The sequence below is a fragment of the Streptomyces sp. NPDC085866 genome, assembly GCF_044541035.1.
Lineage (GTDB): Bacteria > Actinomycetota > Actinomycetes > Streptomycetales > Streptomycetaceae > Streptomyces.
Genome location: NZ_JBITSQ010000018.1, coordinates 40,369 through 55,770, shown reverse-complemented (window position 1 = coordinate 55,770; position 15,402 = coordinate 40,369). Strand labels below are relative to the sequence as shown.

At 72.9% G+C, this 15,402-nt stretch carries 15 protein-coding genes; 10 read left to right on the top strand and 5 right to left on the bottom strand.

The window, feature by feature from the left end; genetic code table 11:
* Positions 1-66: 66 nt before the first annotated feature.
* Positions 67-354 carry a DUF6158 family protein gene (locus ACIF83_RS36615; RefSeq protein ID WP_393481352.1) on the top strand — a complete coding sequence of 96 codons (288 nt, stop codon included), beginning with the start codon at positions 67-69 and terminating at the stop codon, positions 352-354.
* A 74-nt stretch (positions 355-428) separates the two neighbouring features.
* On the opposite strand, the gene ACIF83_RS36610 is transcribed toward ACIF83_RS36615, so the two are convergent.
* A complete protein-coding gene (locus ACIF83_RS36610; protein ID WP_393481350.1) occupies positions 429-803 on the bottom strand; it encodes a DUF2795 domain-containing protein in 375 nt (124 codons plus the stop codon).
* A 226-nt stretch (positions 804-1,029) separates the two neighbouring features.
* On the opposite strand from ACIF83_RS36610, the gene ACIF83_RS36605 reads away from it, so the two are divergent.
* From ACIF83_RS36605 to ACIF83_RS36595, 3 genes are all read left to right on the top strand, one after another.
* A complete protein-coding gene (locus ACIF83_RS36605) occupies positions 1,030-1,911 on the top strand; it encodes a hypothetical protein (RefSeq protein ID WP_399733662.1) in 882 nt (293 codons plus the stop codon).
* Between the two features lie 269 nt (positions 1,912-2,180).
* A complete protein-coding gene (locus ACIF83_RS36600) occupies positions 2,181-3,437 on the top strand; it encodes an aminotransferase class I/II-fold pyridoxal phosphate-dependent enzyme (protein WP_393481344.1) in 1,257 nt (418 codons plus the stop codon).
* Positions 3,434-4,510 (top strand): MBL fold metallo-hydrolase, encoded by a 1,077-nt coding sequence (locus tag ACIF83_RS36595; protein ID WP_393481341.1) that lies wholly within the window; start codon positions 3,434-3,436, stop codon positions 4,508-4,510. The genes ACIF83_RS36600 and ACIF83_RS36595 overlap by 4 nt, the downstream gene beginning before the upstream one ends.
* Positions 4,511-4,607: 97 nt before the next feature.
* Here ACIF83_RS36595 and ACIF83_RS36590 read toward each other — a convergent pair whose 3' ends face one another.
* Both ACIF83_RS36590 and ACIF83_RS36585 read right to left on the bottom strand, forming a co-directional pair.
* Entirely contained in the window at positions 4,608-5,222 is a 615-nt protein-coding gene (locus ACIF83_RS36590; RefSeq protein WP_399733657.1) for a DedA family protein, read from the bottom strand.
* A 14-nt stretch (positions 5,223-5,236) separates the two neighbouring features.
* Positions 5,237-6,010, bottom strand: coding sequence for an MBL fold metallo-hydrolase (locus tag ACIF83_RS36585; protein ID WP_399733654.1), 774 nt, complete (start codon positions 6,008-6,010; stop codon positions 5,237-5,239).
* An 85-nt stretch (positions 6,011-6,095) separates the two neighbouring features.
* Between ACIF83_RS36585 and ACIF83_RS36580 the strand changes: the two genes are divergently transcribed.
* The 6 genes from ACIF83_RS36580 to dnaK all read left to right on the top strand — a co-directional run bounded on the left by ACIF83_RS36580 (position 6,096) and on the right by dnaK (position 14,190).
* Positions 6,096-6,527 carry a hypothetical protein gene (locus ACIF83_RS36580; protein ID WP_386576046.1) on the top strand — a complete coding sequence of 144 codons (432 nt, stop codon included), beginning with the start codon at positions 6,096-6,098 and terminating at the stop codon, positions 6,525-6,527.
* 94 nt (positions 6,528-6,621) lie between these two features.
* Positions 6,622-8,739 (top strand): phage holin family protein, encoded by a 2,118-nt coding sequence (locus ACIF83_RS36575; RefSeq protein ID WP_399733651.1) that lies wholly within the window; start codon positions 6,622-6,624, stop codon positions 8,737-8,739.
* A 79-nt stretch (positions 8,740-8,818) separates the two neighbouring features.
* A complete protein-coding gene (locus ACIF83_RS36570) occupies positions 8,819-9,880 on the top strand; it encodes an ATP-binding protein (RefSeq protein WP_389171588.1) in 1,062 nt (353 codons plus the stop codon).
* The gene (locus tag ACIF83_RS36565) at positions 9,877-11,679 is read left to right on the top strand and encodes a hypothetical protein (protein ID WP_399733647.1); all 1,803 of its coding nucleotides are present in this window, start codon (positions 9,877-9,879) and stop codon (positions 11,677-11,679) included. The genes ACIF83_RS36570 and ACIF83_RS36565 overlap by 4 nt, the downstream gene beginning before the upstream one ends.
* Before the next feature lie 65 nt (positions 11,680-11,744).
* Entirely contained in the window at positions 11,745-12,170 is a 426-nt protein-coding gene (locus ACIF83_RS36560) for an OsmC family protein (protein WP_393481327.1), read from the top strand.
* A 139-nt stretch (positions 12,171-12,309) separates the two neighbouring features.
* The gene (dnaK, locus tag ACIF83_RS36555; protein ID WP_393481324.1) at positions 12,310-14,190 is read left to right on the top strand and encodes a molecular chaperone DnaK; all 1,881 of its coding nucleotides are present in this window, start codon (positions 12,310-12,312) and stop codon (positions 14,188-14,190) included.
* Here dnaK and narI read toward each other — a convergent pair.
* Together narI and narJ are read right to left on the bottom strand one after the other, a co-directional pair.
* A complete protein-coding gene (gene narI, locus ACIF83_RS36550) occupies positions 14,187-14,909 on the bottom strand; it encodes a respiratory nitrate reductase subunit gamma (RefSeq protein WP_398140271.1) in 723 nt (240 codons plus the stop codon). The genes dnaK and narI overlap by 4 nt on opposite strands.
* A complete protein-coding gene (narJ, locus tag ACIF83_RS36545; protein WP_393481320.1) occupies positions 14,906-15,400 on the bottom strand; it encodes a nitrate reductase molybdenum cofactor assembly chaperone in 495 nt (164 codons plus the stop codon). The genes narI and narJ overlap by 4 nt, the downstream gene beginning before the upstream one ends.
* Positions 15,401-15,402: the final 2 nt, after the last annotated feature.

Below are 15,402 nucleotides of genomic sequence, written 5' to 3'. Positions count from 1 at the left end.
CGAGCTCCACGGCTCCCTCCCGGAAGCGCTCGGGGGCAGTGCGTGCCGGGCGGGTACCCGAACCGGATGAACCAACACGACGAGCGGGGTGCCACCATGACCGGAGTCGACCCCAGCCGGCTGGACGACCAGCAGCTCATGAAGGAGCTGGAGACGATCCACCGCACGCGCCACGACACCCTCCTGTACGGCTCGAACGACGCCCTGCGGGCCCACAACGAGCGCATGGCACAGCTCGAGGGCGAGTACCTGCGCCGCAACCCGCGCCGCCTCGTCAGCTCGGGTCGCACCCGCGAGGGCGCACGGGAGCGCGGCTGCGGCGAGGCGGTGACTCCGGGCACGTCCGGCACCTGAGGAGCCCCCAGGTGCCGCCCGCGTTCGGCCTCACCTGCCGTTCCCGGTGCGCTCACCGCTCCGGTCCCGGCTCGTCAGACGCCCACCAGCGCCTCGGCCAGCTGCTGCACGTTGGCGTACCGCCCCGAGCGCGGCAGCCCGGCCACCGCGTCGATCAGCGCGCCCGGTGCGTTGCCCCGGCGCAGGGCCCGGGCCAGCTCGTGGGCGTCGGCGGGGAAGGCGTGCCGGTTCAGGTTCCGGGCCAGCGCCAGCCGTACCCGCTCCAGCGACGCAGGAGATCCCAGACCGCCCACCGGCCCGCTCCAGACCTCCGGGTCGTCGTCGGCGGTCGGCTCCGGATCGGCCCATTCCTCGGTGCGTGTCGGGTGCCCTGACCTGAGCAGCTCCTGCAGCTCGTGTTTCATCTCGTCGTCCCGGTGGACGCTCAGTCGGTCACTGCCTCGCTGCATGACTTCCTCCAGAGGGTCGAAGGCCAGCACCTACCGAGTCACCTGCGTGGGGTGCGGAAAACCTCTGCGGAGCCGTTCGGCGGCCGCTGTCGTGGGGTCACCCGTTAGGCCGTTCGCGTCCCGCGAATGGGGTCCGGCCGCGCGCGCCGCGGCGCCGGGCGGGCTGTGATGGCAGCGAGGGCACGACCGCCGTGTCCCACGCCCGCACCGCCGAGGAGCCCGCCCCATGCGCCGCACCGCCCGTGCCCTGTCCGTCGCCGTCCTGGCCGGTGCCGCGCTCGTAGCCGGGCCCGCCGCGTCCGCGGCCCCCGCGGCCCCCGCGGCCCCCGCGGACGCGGCGGGCCCCGGCACCGTCCAGCCCGGCGCCACCCCCGCCGCGCCCTGCGACAACCTCACCGGACTGGCACCGGACACCCCCGACACCACGCCGCCGCCCTTGGCGGGCGGCAGCGTGCAGTGTGACGACGGCCAGGGCCCGGGTCAGGGCCAGGGTCAGGAGCTGGGGCAGGGAGAGACGCCGGGGCCGGCGCAGGGGCAGCGGGAGGAGCCGGGGGTGGGGCAGGAGACGGCGGGGCAGGGGGAACGGCAGGATTCGAGGGCCGGGCAGGAGACGGGGTCGGGGCAGTGGCAGGAGCCCGGGGCGGGACAGGAGACGACGGGGCAGGGGCGGGAGCAAGGGCAGGAGCAGGGACAGGGACAGGGACAGGGACAGGGACAGCGGCCGGGGCAGGAGCAGGGGCGGGAGTGCGAGGACGGTTCGCGCACCTGTTCCGGCGGTGCCACACAGTGCCGTGAGCCCGGGCAGTGCCACGGCGACGGACAGGAGTGCGCGGACTCCCACGGTTCGGCCTGCTCCGGCGGACACGGCTGCCGCGAGAACCGGGAAGGCGGCGACAGCGGCTACGACGGCTACGACGGTTACGACGGCGATAGCGGCGACAGCGGCGACTGCGCCCAGGGGACAGGACAGGGCGGGGTCGCGGCCGGGACGGGCGGCAGCTTCAACGACTCGGTTCCGGCGCTGGTCGCAGGCGGTGTGCTGATCGCCGCCGCCTGCGGAGGCGCCGTCTACCGGCTGTCCGGCCGCAGGAGGTCCGTGGACGGCTGACGCGGGGCGGCCCGGGCCGGGTTCGTGCCGGGCCGTGCCGGAGGACAATTACGGCGGACGGCCATGGAGGGCCGTCCGCCGGGTACACATCCCGAGGGCACCGACAGCAGCACCGTACGCACCCTCCACGTAGCCGGCACCACAGGAGCAGGCCCGGACCAGGCACAGCAGCAGGCCCAGGAACAGGTCCAGGCAAAGGCACAGCCGACGAGGAGAGCACGGCCCCGACGGGAACACCACACGGCACCACGGACTGCGCGGAGGCGGACATGCGGCGGACGGACCCGGAGGGCCACGGGCCGGTCCGTTACGGGCCGCCCCTGCCCGGCGACGGCCTGCCCGTCCTCCCGGAACTCTCCGCCGTCCTCGCCGCAGCGGCGGGCCGCGCCGAGGCCCAGCCGGTCGGCGGCGCCCCCGGCCTGCTGGAGGCGGCCTGCGGCTACTGGACCCGGCGCGGGCTTCCCTGCGTCCCCGACCGGGTGGCCGCGGGACCCGGTGCCCCCGCGCTGCTGCTCGCGCTGACCGCCGCCATCGCCGGTGACACCGGTGACGTGCTCGTGCCCCGCCCGTGCGCCGCCTGGTGGGCGCCCTACGCCCGCCTGCTCGGCAGACCCGTCTTCCATGTGCCGACCTCGGCCGAGGGCGGCGGCGTGCCCGACCCGTACGCCCTGCTGGAGACCGTCCGCAGGGTCCGTACGGAAGGCGGGGATCCCCGGCTGCTGGTGCTGTCCGTCGCCGACGACCCCACCGCCACCGTCACCCCGCCCGAACTGCTGCACGAGACCGTCGAGGCGGCGGCCGCCGAGGGCCTGCATCTGGTCAGCGACGAGACCTGGCGCGACACCGTGCACGACCCGCGCGAGACGGTCCTGCTCAGCCCCGCCGAGATGGTGCCCGACGGGGTCACTGTCGTCACCGATCTGGCCGGTGCCCTGCTGCCGCCCGGCTGGCCCGCTGCCGTCGCCCGCTTCCCCTCGGGAGAGGCGGGGGAGCACCTCCACGCGCGCGTGCTCGACATCCTCACCGCGCTCGGCGCCCGGATCGCCGCACCGGTCGCCGCGGCCGCCGGGTACGCCCTCGACGAACCCGCACCCGTCACCGAGCGCCGCGAGGCCGCCGTACGCCTGCACGCGCGCGTGGCGGCCGCCGCGCAGGGCGCGGTCGTCGCGGCCGGTGCGCTCGCCCGGCCACCGCAGGCCGGCCGCCATCTGTACGTCGACCTCGGCCCGTTGCGCGAGGTGCTCGCCGAGCAGGGCGTCGGCGACGCCCAGGAACTGGAGGACCTCCTCACCACCCGGCTCGGCATGCCCGCGCCCGGCGGTCACCGCTTCGGCGACGACCTCGGGGCGCTGCGCGTGCGGCTCGCCACGGGGTCCCTGCTGGGCGGCACGGACGAGGAACGCACGGAATGCCTCATGTCACCCTCACCGTTGGAACTGCCACACGTGCAACGCGCGTTGATCTCCTTGAGGTCGGCCTTCGCCGATCTTTGCGACGACGCTCAGCGATGGGAGCCTCCTCGATGACGCAGCAGACGCATGAGCCCGGTTCCGCCACCACCACGACGACCAGTGGAGAAGCTGGCGCCCCCGCGGCCCCGGCCCCCCTCGCGCCCCCGTTCCCGCCGCTGGCCGAGCCCCGCCCGCTGGGCGAACACCGGGTCTGGCCGCGGACCTTCCACGACCGGCTCACCGCGCCTCTGCCCGGCCTCAAAGCCCTCGCCCGCTTCGCCCGCGAGGGCTCCGTACGCCCCGGCCCCGAGAGCCTCGCCGACATCTCCCGGCTCCCTTACGCACCCGCCCCGTTGCCCCGCACGGGCACCCGCACGGTCGCCGCCACCTGGGCGGGACACGCCAGTTGGATCGTCCGGATCGGCGGGCTGACCGTCCTCACCGACCCCGTGTGGTCCCGCCGCATCCTCGGCACCCCGGCCCGCATCACCCCCGTCGGAGTCCCCTGGGAGCACCTGCCGCGCGTCGACGCCGTCGTCATCAGCCACAACCACTACGACCACCTGGACGCCCCCACACTGCGCCGACTCCCGCGCACCACACCGGTGTTCGTGCCCGCCGGCCTCGGCCGCTGGTTCCAGCGGCGCCGGTTCACCTGCGTCACCGAGCTGGACTGGTGGGAGGGCGCCGAACTGTCCGGCGTGCGCTTCGACTTCGTGCCCGCCCACCACTGGTCCAAGCGCACCCTCACCGACACCTGCCACAGCCTCTGGGGCGGCTGGGTTCTCACCGACCGCGACGGACAGCGCCTCTACTTCGCCGGCGACACCGGCTACGGCCACTGGTTCTCCCGCATCGGCCGCCGCTACCCCGGAATCGACCTCGCCCTCATGCCCATCGGCGCCTACGACCCCCGCTGGTGGCTCAGCGACGTCCACTGCGACCCGGAGGAGGCGGTCCAGGCCACTGTGGACTTGGGTGCGCGGCGTATGGCGCCCATGCACTGGGGCACGTTCATCCTGTCGGCGGAGCCGGTCCTGGAACCGCTGACGCGAGTACGGACGGCGTGGGAGAAGGCAGGCCTGGACCGTGAAGACCTGTGGGACATGCCGGTGGGCGGCTCGAGATTGTTGGACCGAACTCCCTGAAGGGGCGCGGGGCTGTGTCGATGTGCGGCTCCGCCGCGTGGGCGCGGCGAGCCACAACGCACGCGCACCCCGAAAACGAACCGACCCCTCGACGGCGCTATCGAGAAACGCGCCGCGCCAAACTCGGAACCACACTGATGAGGAGCGTCAGCCCAACCGCAGCCACAACCCCCTCCCACGGCTCGGGAAACAGCGAACCCCCCAGAATCCCGATCACCTGATATGTCAACGCCCAAGCCAGACAAGCGGGCAGATTCCCCCGACTGAACCGCCGCAACGGCCAGTCCGCAACCAGGCAGGCCAACATCACCGGCAACCGCCCGGCAGGCACCAGCCGGGACAGCACCAGCACAGCCACGCCATGCTCGGCCAACTTCGTCTGCGCCTGCTCGAGCCGCTCCTGCGGCGCCCGAGCACGAATCGCCTCGAGCCACCGCGACCCTTTCCGCGACCGCATCCCCCGCCGCCCCAGCCAGTACAGCGTCGCGTCCCCGAGAAAGGCCGCCAGCGAGGCCGTGACGAACACCAGCGCCAGCGAGTACGGCGCCGTGTGATGAAACGCCACCACCGCGGCCGAGCTGACCAGCGCGCCCGTGGGCACGACCGGCACCAACGCCCCGATCAGCACCAGCAGGAACAGGGACGGATACCCGATCGCCTGTTGCGTGGTCTCCGGAGGCGCCGTGGACGTGGAAGCAGCGGCCAGCACCACCGCGGCCGGCCATCTCACCGCGCGACCTCCAGGCGCACGCTCTCCCCGTGCCCGAGCTTGTGCACGGCCACCTGCGGCGCGGTCGCGGCCGCCAGGCGCACGAACTCGTCGCCCGGTGCGTGGAACTCGTGCGGGCGCACCGCGTCCATGCCGATCGGCCAGTACGTCCCGTAGTGCACCGGCACCGCGACCCGGGGTGCCAGCCGGGCCAGCGCCCGCGCCGCCCGCCCCGCGTCCAGGTGCTCCTCGCCGAGGTACGGCCCCCAGCCGCCCACCGGCAGCAGAGCCACGTCCACCGGCCCGACCTGCTCGGCCATGCCGTCGAACAGCCCGGTGTCCCCGGCGAAGTAGGTCCGGGCCTCGCCCTCGACGACGTATCCCAGTGCGGGGGAGCGGTGCGGGCCGACCGGCAGCCGACGGCCGTCGTGCCGTGCGGGCACCGCACGGACCACGAGGTCCCCGACCCGGACGGCGTCTCCCGGGGCCACCTCGGTGATCTGCAGGTGTCGCAGCCGGCGCAGCCCGGGGACCGCCCGTGGTGCGCCCCGGGGCACGAGCAGGCGCGTGCCCGGGGCGAGCGTGGCCAGCGAGGGCATGTGCAGATGGTCGGCGTGCAGATGGGAGACGAGCGCCACGTCCGCGCGACGGGCCTCGGCGGGGGGTACCGCGCCCCGGCGGCGGCGCAGATGCGCGAGCCTGCTCGCGAACAGGGGATCGGTGAGCACCCGTATGTTCGAATCCAGGAGCGCACAGGTGGCGTGACCCCACCAGGTGATCTCCACCGGCACCTTCTTCGCCCCCTTCGTGCGACTCCCCCGAAGCCTACGGGCAGGAGTAGGGTCGGCGGCGAAACCCGGAGGTGAGGGGGACGCCATGGGACAGCTGCGGGGTGCCTCCGGCGGGCTCGCACAGGTGCGGGTCACCGCCATCGCGAGCCTGACGCCTCTGGAGGAACTGGAGGCCGACCCCTTCCTGGTCGACTCCCGCAGCCAGCACGCCATGTGCGCCCGCTGGGCGGCGGAGCACGGTTATGTGGTCGTGCGGGAACTTCTCGTCGGCGGGCTGCGTTTCGACCATTGCGCACTGTGGGACGGCGTCCGGCCCGGCGTGGACGTGTTCGTGGCACCCAGCCGGCGCGTGCTGGAGCGTGCGCTGTCCTCGGTGGAGGAGTTCACCGCCGAGTGCGCGCGGCGCGGGGTGCGGGTGGAGACGGTGGGGCGGGCCGAGCCCTCGTACGACGCGCAGATGAAGGCGCGGGTGCACCGCAGGCTGTCCATGCCGACGGCGGGCTACGACGGGCGGTGAGGGCCCGGCGCCCCGCCCGACCGGGCTCCGTCCCGTGTGACAAGGTGGGGTGAGGACCGGTGATCGAGCGGGCGGGACGCGAGGTGTACGGGGCGTGCGGGGCGTGCGGTGGCGGCGGATCGCCAGTCAGGTCGGGCGGAGCGTCACGGTGTGGGCGGTCTCCACACTCACCATGCTCGTGCTCGCCGGCCTCCTGCCCGACTTCAGACTCCAGTCCGCCGACGGCGACAGCGCCACCCGGATAGCCGTCACCGCCGCGTTGGGCGCCGGGGCCTTCGGTGTCCTCTCGGCCGTGGTGTGGCCGCTCCTGGTACGGCTGCTGCTGCTCGTGCCCGCGTTCGTCCTCGGCCTGCTGGTCTTCTTCCTCAACGGCTCCCTGCTGCTGCTCGCCCTGCGCATCAACCCCACCGGGCGGGGCGAGGTCGCCCCGGAGACCGCCGTCATCGTGGCTGCCGTGATGTCCGCCGTGGCCTCGGCCACCGGCGCCGCCCTCGCCGTACGCGACGACGACGCCTACCGCCGCCGTCTGTTGCGCCTCGCCGACCGCCGCCGCAGAGCCGGTCCGCCGTGCGCGGCCACGCCCGGCCTGGTCTGCATCCAGCTCGACGGCGTGGGCCACGACGTGCTCACGCACGCCGTCCGCGAGGGACTCATGCCGACCGTCGGCCGCTGGCTGTCGGCAGACGACGGCGGCCGGCCGACCCACCGGCTCGCCCCCTGGCGCACCGACTGGTCCAGCCAGACCGGCGCCAGCCAGCTCGGCATCCTGCACGGCAGCACCTTCGACGTGCCGGCCTTCCGCTGGTACGAGAAGGACCGGGGCGAGGTGATGGTGTGCAATCGCCCGACCAGCGCCGTCGAACTCCAGCGCCGCGCCATGGCGCACACGGGCGACGGCGGACTGCTCACCGTCGACGGCGCCAGCCGCGGCAACCTGTTCGGCGGCGGCGCGGGCGAACAGGCCCTCGTGCTGTCCATCGCCACCCGCCGCCGCGGCCGGGACAACCGTTCCCGCGCCGGCTACTTCGCGTACTTCTCCGACCCCGCCAACGCGGTGCGCACCGCCCTGTCCTTCGTCGCCGAGGTCGCCCGCGAGATCGGCCAGTCCACCCGGGCCCGCATCCGTAAGCAGCGGCCACGGGTGAGCCGCGGCGGCCTCTACCCCTTCGTGCGCGCCTTCGCCACCGTCGTCGAACGGGACGTCGTGGTCGCCGCCGTGATGGGCGATCTGCTCGCCGGCCGCACCGCCGTCTACGCCGACCTCGTCGCCTACGACGAGGTCGCCCACCACTCCGGACCGTGCAGCAGGGACGCCGAGAAGGTCCTGCAGCGCCTCGACCGGTCCCTCGCGCTCATCGAGAAGGCCGCCGAACACGCCCCGCGCCCCTACCGGATCGTCGTCCTGTCCGACCACGGCCAGAGCCCCGGCGAGACCTTCCGCGCCCGCTACGGCCTCACCCTCGCCGACCTAGTCCGCGCCGGCTGCGGACTGCCCGTACCGCGCCGGGCCGAACGAACCCGCAGCGGTGCCGAGGCCCGCACCGCCGTCCGCGCGGCCCTGCGCCGGCCCGTGGAGGAGAAGGGCGAGCGGCTCCGGCCCTCCCCGACCCTTCGGCCGGGGGGACCCCCGTCTCGCTTCGCTCCGGACTCCGAGCCGATCGTGCTGGCCTCCGGCAACCTCGGCCTGGTCTCCTTCCCGGACGTGCCGCACCGCATGACCAAGGAGGAGATCGAGGCCCGTCACCCCGCCCTGCTCACCACCCTCGCCAACCACCCCGGCATCGGCTTCCTGCTGGTGCGCAGCGAGGAACACGACGGCGTGGTGCTCGGCCCCCACGGCACCGAGATCCCGCTGGCCGAGCTGGACCACGAGCCCGGCCCGCTCGCCCGGTTCGGCACCGGCGCCGCCGACGCCGTCCGCCGCACCCACTCCTTCCCGCACACCGCCGACATCATGGTGAACTCCTTCCACGACCCCGCCGACGGCGAAGTCCTCGCCTTCGAGGAGCAGATCGGCTCCCACGGTGGTCTCGGCGGCGCCCAGTCCCACCCCTTCCTGCTCTCCCCGCTCACTCTCTCCGCCCCGGTCGAGGAGGGAGCGGAGCTGTCCGGCGCTGAGCACGTGCACCGCGTCCTGCGCCGCTGGCTGCGCGAGGCGAACGGCCCCCAGGTGCCGATCAGTGCGGAGGCCAAGGAGGAACAGGCCGCCTGAAAATCGGCTGCGCGCGCGGGGACGTACACCCACACTGTTCGAGTCGCACATTCTCGAACATCCCCAAGGAGCCTCTGTTTTGCAGGCTGCCGTCACGGTCACCCCTGCCCGTCTTCCCGAGCTGCTGCTCGGCCTCGCCACCGTCCGGCCCGTCTTCGTCTGGGGCGCCCCCGGGATCGGGAAGTCCTCCCTGGTACGGGAGTTCGCCGCCTCCCTCGGCCTGGAGTGCGTGAGCCTGCTCGGCACCCAGCTCGCCCCCGAGGACCTGATCGGCGTGCCGCAGATCCGCGACGGGCGCTCGGTGTTCTGCCCGCCGGAGACCATCGCCCGCGACGAGCCGTACTGCCTGTTCCTGGACGAGCTGAACGCGGCCACCCCGGACGTGCAGAAGGCGTTCTACTCGCTCATCCTCGACCGCCGTATCGGCAGCTACGAGCTGCCCGAGGGGTCGATCGTCATCGGCGCCGGCAACCGCGCCACCGACAACGCCCTCGCCCGGCCCATCGCCTCCGCCCTGGTCAACCGGCTCGCCCACGTCCATCTCGAGGCCTCCCCGAAGGACTGGCTCGCCTGGGCCGCGGGCCACGGCATCCACCCGTGGATCCTGGACCACCTCACCGACCGGCCCGACCACCTGTGGTCCAGGCCGCCGAAGACCGAGGAGCCGTTCTCCACGCCCCGCTCCTGGCACATGCTCTCCGACGCCCTGCACTCCTTCGGACCCGACCTCGACGAAGCCACCCTGAGCGTCCTCGCGCACGGCACCCTCACCCCCGCGCACGCCACCGCCTTCTGCGGCTACGTCAAGATCGTCCGCAGCCGGTTCGGCATCGAGGCGATCCTGAAGGGCGACGCCCGCTGGCCGCACCGCCTGGAGGATCGCGACCTGCTGTACTACCTCGCCGAATCCTTCCGCGGCCGCCTGGTCAAGGAGCTGCCGGTCACCAAGGAGCACATGTCGGCGAACGGCCGGCAGACCGCCTACCGCGCCAAGTCCCTGCTCGTGCAGCTCGCGGAGATCTCCGTCGAGGTCGCACAGAGCGTCATCGCCTCCGACGCCGACGGCAACCCCGTCCTGCCCGCCTGGTTCCTCATCGAGGCCGCCCGGGACATGCCCCGGCTGGTCGAGGCCCGGCGATGAGCGGCCGCAGCGCGAAGAACAAGAAGAAGCCGGATCCGGCCGCCGAGGACTGCGCCAAGGGCGTCCAGCTGGTGTGGGCCAACCCGGCGCTCGCCGCCGTCGAGGCGGACATGTGCCGCCGCGAGGACTGCCCCGCCTCGCCCCGCCAGGGCCTGGTCCGCATCGACTCCGGCGGCCGCGTCCATCTGCACCCCACCCGTCGGGCGGAGCCCGCCGAGTGGGCCTGGGCCATCGCCCACGGCCTGATCCACCTCGGCTTCGGGCACGTCCCCGCCGCCAAGGGCGAACGCGTACAGCCGGACCGCTACGACCTCGCCGCACGCTGTGCCGTCGTCAACCGCTTCCTGCTCACCTTCCCCGTCGGCCGCACCCCCGACGACCTGCCCGCGTCCTACCCCGGCGGCGACGAGGAACAGATCGCCGCCCGCTGGCGCCGCGCCGAGCACATCCCGGCCGTGTACGAGCACTGCGGCACGGCCGGCACCGAACCCGACCAGCTGCTCGTGCCCTGGACCGGCTACCTGCAAAAGCCCCCCGACTGGCAGCTCGCCTTCGCCCACGGCCTCACCCGCACCATGGCCACCGCCATGGACCTGGCCGGCGGCCGCCGCGACGCCATGACCGGCGGCCCCACCCGGCAGCGCCCCTGGGAACGCGCCCTGAGCTGGTTCGTCTCCTCCTACCCGCTGCTCGGCGGCATCGCGGCCGGCATCAAGCTGGTCGCCGACGCCGAACTCGCCCGCGCCCACGGCATCGCCGTCGCCGCCGTCAACGCCGAGGCCGGCGAGATCTACGTCAACCCGCTGCGCACCTTCGAGGACGAGGAGTGGCGGTTCATCCTCGCCCACGAGATGCTGCACGCCGCCCTGCGCCACGGCGACCGCTGCGGCACCCGCGACCCCTACCTGTTCAACGTCGCCTGCGACTACGTCATCAACGGCTGGCTCGCCGAGATGCAGGTCGGCACCATGCCCGACGGGCTGCTGTACGACCCGCAGCTGGCGGGCCTGTCCGCCGAGGAGGTCTACGACCGCATCGCCGGCGACCTGCGCCGCATGCGCCGCCTCGCCACCCTGCGCGGCAAGGGCCTCGGCGACGTTCTCGGCGCTCCGCTCGCCCCGCCCGGCGCCCCCGTGGACCTGGACGAGTTCTACCGCCGCGGCCTGGTCCGGGGCCTGGACCTGCACCAGGGGCAGCAGCGCGGCTTCCTGCCCGGCGGGCTGGTCGAGGAGATCCGCGCACTCAGCCATCCGCCGCTGCCCTGGGACGCCCGACTGGCCCGCTGGTTCGACGAGTTCGTGCCGAGCCCGCAGGCCGTACGCTCCTACGCCCGCCCCTCGCGCCGCCAGTCCGCCACCCCCGACATCCCGCGCGCGGGCCGCTGCTTCCCGCCGGAGGAGATCGCCCGCTGCACCTTCGGCGTCGTGCTCGACACCTCCGGCTCGATGGATCGCACCCTGCTCGGCAAGGCCCTCGGCGCGATCGCCTCCTACGCCGAGGCCCGCGACGTACCGGCCGCCCGTGTGGTGTTCTGCGACGCCGCCCCGCACGACGCGGGCTTTGTGCCGGTCACCGAGATCGCCGGCCGGGTACGGGTGCACGGGCGCGGCGGCACCGTTCTGCAGCCCGGCATCGACCTGCTGCACCGCGCACCGGACTTCCCGCCGGGCGCGCCGGTGCTGGTCATCACCGACGGCTGGTGCGACGTCCTGCGGGTGCGGCGCGAGCACGCCTATCTGATCCCGCAGGGTGGTCGCCTTCCGTTCACCCCGCGTGGCCCGGTCTTCAGGGTGCAGTGAGCCCGGATGTGATCGGATGGGTGGCGCAGGACTTGGACACGGGACCACATGCGAAAGGAACCACCGTGGCTACCACGCGCACCGCACACACGGTCTGGGAAGGCAACCTGATCGAGGGCACCGGCCTCGTCACCTTCGACTCCTCCGGCATCGGCCAGCAGCCGGTGTCCTGGCCGTCGCGTGCCGAGAAGGCCAACGGCAAGACCAGCCCCGAGGAGCTGATCGCCGCAGCCCACTCCAGCTGCTTCTCGATGGCCCTCTCGCACGGCCTCACCGGCGCCGGCACCCCGCCCACCCGTCTGGAGACCAAGGCCGACGTCACCTTCCAGCCGGGCGAGGGCATCACGGGTATCCACCTCACCGTCCGCGGCGAGGTGCCGGGCCTGGACGCGGAGGGCTTCGCCTCGGCGGCCGAGGACGCCAAGAAGAACTGCCCGGTCAGCCAGGCCCTGACCGGCACGACCATCACCCTGACGGCCGAGCTGGCCTGACCGTCGCACCACCGTCCCGGTGCCGCGCTCCCGCACGGGGGCGCGGCACCGCCGTTTCCGGGTATTCGTACATTGACAGCGCCGTACGCGTGTTTTGTGCTGGAAGGGTGCGAGGCGCCCTGGCGGAAGGGGACGGACCATGGCACGTGCGGTCGGAATCGATCTCGGGACGACGAACTCGGTGGTGGCCGTCCTGGAGGGCGGCGAGTCCACCGTCGTCACCAACGCGGAGGGCGCGCGGACCACCCCGTCCGTGGTGGCGTTCGCGAAGAACGGCGAGGTACTGGTCGGTGAGGTCGCCAAACGGCAGGCCGTGACGAACGTGGAGCGCACGGCCCGCTCGGTGAAGCGTCACATGGGCGACGCGAACTGGCGCTTCCCCGAGCAGGGCACGGTGGACGGCGCCCGGCTGCGTGCCCAGGAGCTGTCGGCGCGGGTGCTGCAGAAGCTGAAGCGGGACGCGGAGGCCTACCTCGGCGAGGACGTCACGGACGCGGTGATCACCGTGCCGGCGTACTTCGACGACGCCCAGCGGCAGGCGACCAAGGAGGCCGGGGAGATCGCCGGCCTGAAGGTGCTCAGGATCATCAACGAGCCCACGGCCGCCGCCCTCGCCTACGGCCTGGACCGCGGCGAGGAGCAGACCGTCCTCGTCTTCGACCTGGGCGGCGGCACCTTCGACGTGTCCCTGCTGGAGATCGGCGACGGCGTCATCGAGGTGAAGGCCACCAACGGCGACACCCACCTCGGCGGTGACGACTGGGACCAGCGGGTCGTCGACCACCTGGTGAAGCGGTTCAAGGCGCAGTACGGCATCGACCTCGGCAACGACAAGATGGCGGTGCAGCGGCTGCGCGAGGCCGCCGAGAAGGCCAAGATCGAGCTGTCCTCGTCCTCGGAGACCTCGATCAACCTGCCCTACATCACCGCCTCCGCCGAGGGCCCGCTGCACCTGGAGGAGAAGCTGACCCGGGCCCAGTTCCAGGAGCTGACCGCGGACCTGCTGGACCGCTGCAAGACCCCCTTCCACCAGGCGGTCAAGGACGCGGGCGTGAAGCTCTCCGCCATCGACCATGTCATCCTCGTCGGCGGCTCGACCCGGATGCCCGCGGTCACCGACCTGGTCAAGGAGCTGACCGGCAAGGACCCGCACAAGGGCGTCAACCCCGACGAGGTGGTGGCGGTCGGCGCCACCCTCCAGGCGGGCGTGCTCCGCGGCGACGTCAAGGACGTCCTCCTCCTGGACGTCACCCCGCTGTCCCTGGGCATCGAGACCAAGGGCGGCATCATGACCAAGCTGATCGAGCGGAACACCACGATCCCGACCCGACGTTCGGAGATCTTCACCACCGCCGCCGACAACCAGGCCTCGGTCGGCATCCAGGTCTACCAGGGCGAACGCGAGATCGCCGCCTACAACAAGAAGCTCGGCGTCTTCGACCTCACCGGCCTGCCGCCCGCCCCGCGCGGTGTCCCGCAGATCGAGGTGGCCTTCGACATCGACGCCAACGGCATCATGCACGTCTCCGCGAAGGACCTCGCGACCGGACGGGAACAGAAGATGACCGTCACCGGCGGCTCCGCCCTCCCCAAGGACGACATCGACCGCATGATGCGGGAGGCCGAGCAGTACGCCGAGGAGGACCGGCAGCGCAAGGAGGCCGCCGAGACCCGCAACCAGGCCGAACAACTCGTCTACCAGACCGAGAAGTTCATCCACGACAACCAGGACCGCGTGCCCGCCGACACCCGCACCGAGGTCGAGGCGGCGGCAACGGAGCTGAAGACCCTGCTGGAGCAGAACGCCGACACCGCCGCCCTGCGCACGGGAGTCGAGAAGCTCGCCACGGTCAGCCAGAAGATGGGGCAGGCCATGTACAGCCAGGCCCAGCCCTCGGCCTCCGGCGACTCGGCCTCCGGCGCCTCGGCCGGGGAACAGAGCGCGCCGCCCGAGGAGGAGGGAGTGGTGGACGCGGAGATCGTCGACGAGGACCGGGAGCAGAAGGGCGGCGCGGCCTAACCGCCCAGCCGCTCCCAGCCCCGCCGCTCCGGCCGCGGCCCGAGCTGCCTCGGGTCCCGTGTCCGGTAGACGACGTACGGCCGGAACAGGTACTGCACCGGTGCGCTGAACATGTGCACCAGGCGGCTGTAGGGCACGAACGCGATCAGCAGCATGCCGGTCACCGCGTGCACCTGGTACAGCACCGGCACGCCCTCCATCAGGTGGGTCTTCGGCTGGAGCGTGAACAGGCTGCGCGCCCAGGGGGCGATCGTCTCGCGGTAGTCGTAGCCGTCGCCGGAGGCATGGGCGAGCTTGGCGACCATGCCCAGGACGATCGCCCCGAGCAGAACGACGTACATGATCTTGTCGTTGACCGTGGTGGCCCGGAACACGGGGGAGCGGGTCCGCCGACGGTAGACGAGCAACAGGATCCCGACGACCGTCAGCACTCCGGCCGCCGTGCCGCCGTACAGGGAGAACAGGTGGTACGTGCGCTCGCCGACGCCGGTCGCCCGCGTCCAGGACGCGGGCACGAACAGCCCGATCAGATGCCCGGCCAGCACGAACAGGATGCCGTAGTGGAAGCAGGGCGAGGCGATGTTCAGCAGCTTCGACTCGTACACCTGCGACGAGCGCGTGGTCCAGCCGTACTTGTCGTAGCGGTAGCGCCAGACGAGGCCGGCGACCAGCAGGGCGAAGGCGATGTAGGGCAGGGCGCCCCACAGGAGTGTGGTCATGGGCGCACCCCGGTGTGTGCGGTCGGCAGTGCGGCGCACACGGCGTCCAGGACGGCCGCGTACGGTGTGCCGTGGTCGGTCAGCCGGGAGCGCAGCTGTTCCAGACCGTCGCGGTGTTCGGTCAGCAGATCGGTGTTGCCGGTGCGGGCGGTGAACTCCAGCACCGCCGGCAGGAAGTCCGGCAGCTCCTCGCCGCTGAACTCCAGCCCGTGCTGCCGGTAGACGTCCTTGAAGCGGACCAGGGACATGCCCCGCCGCCGGGTGTCGCCGTCCCGCCACCAGCTCAGGTACAGGCTGTGCCGGTTCCTGAAGTCGAAGACCTGCACATAGTGCGAAGCCAGCTCCTGCGGCTCGCTGACGGCCGCGTGGTCGGTGAACGCGCGCAGCTGCGGGGCGGCTTCGCGCAGCAGCGGCAGCCGGGCGAAGAAGTCGTCGTCCGGGTAGGTCAGGCAGAGCGCCGCCGCCTGGTACAGCACCGCGTCCGAGGGCATCA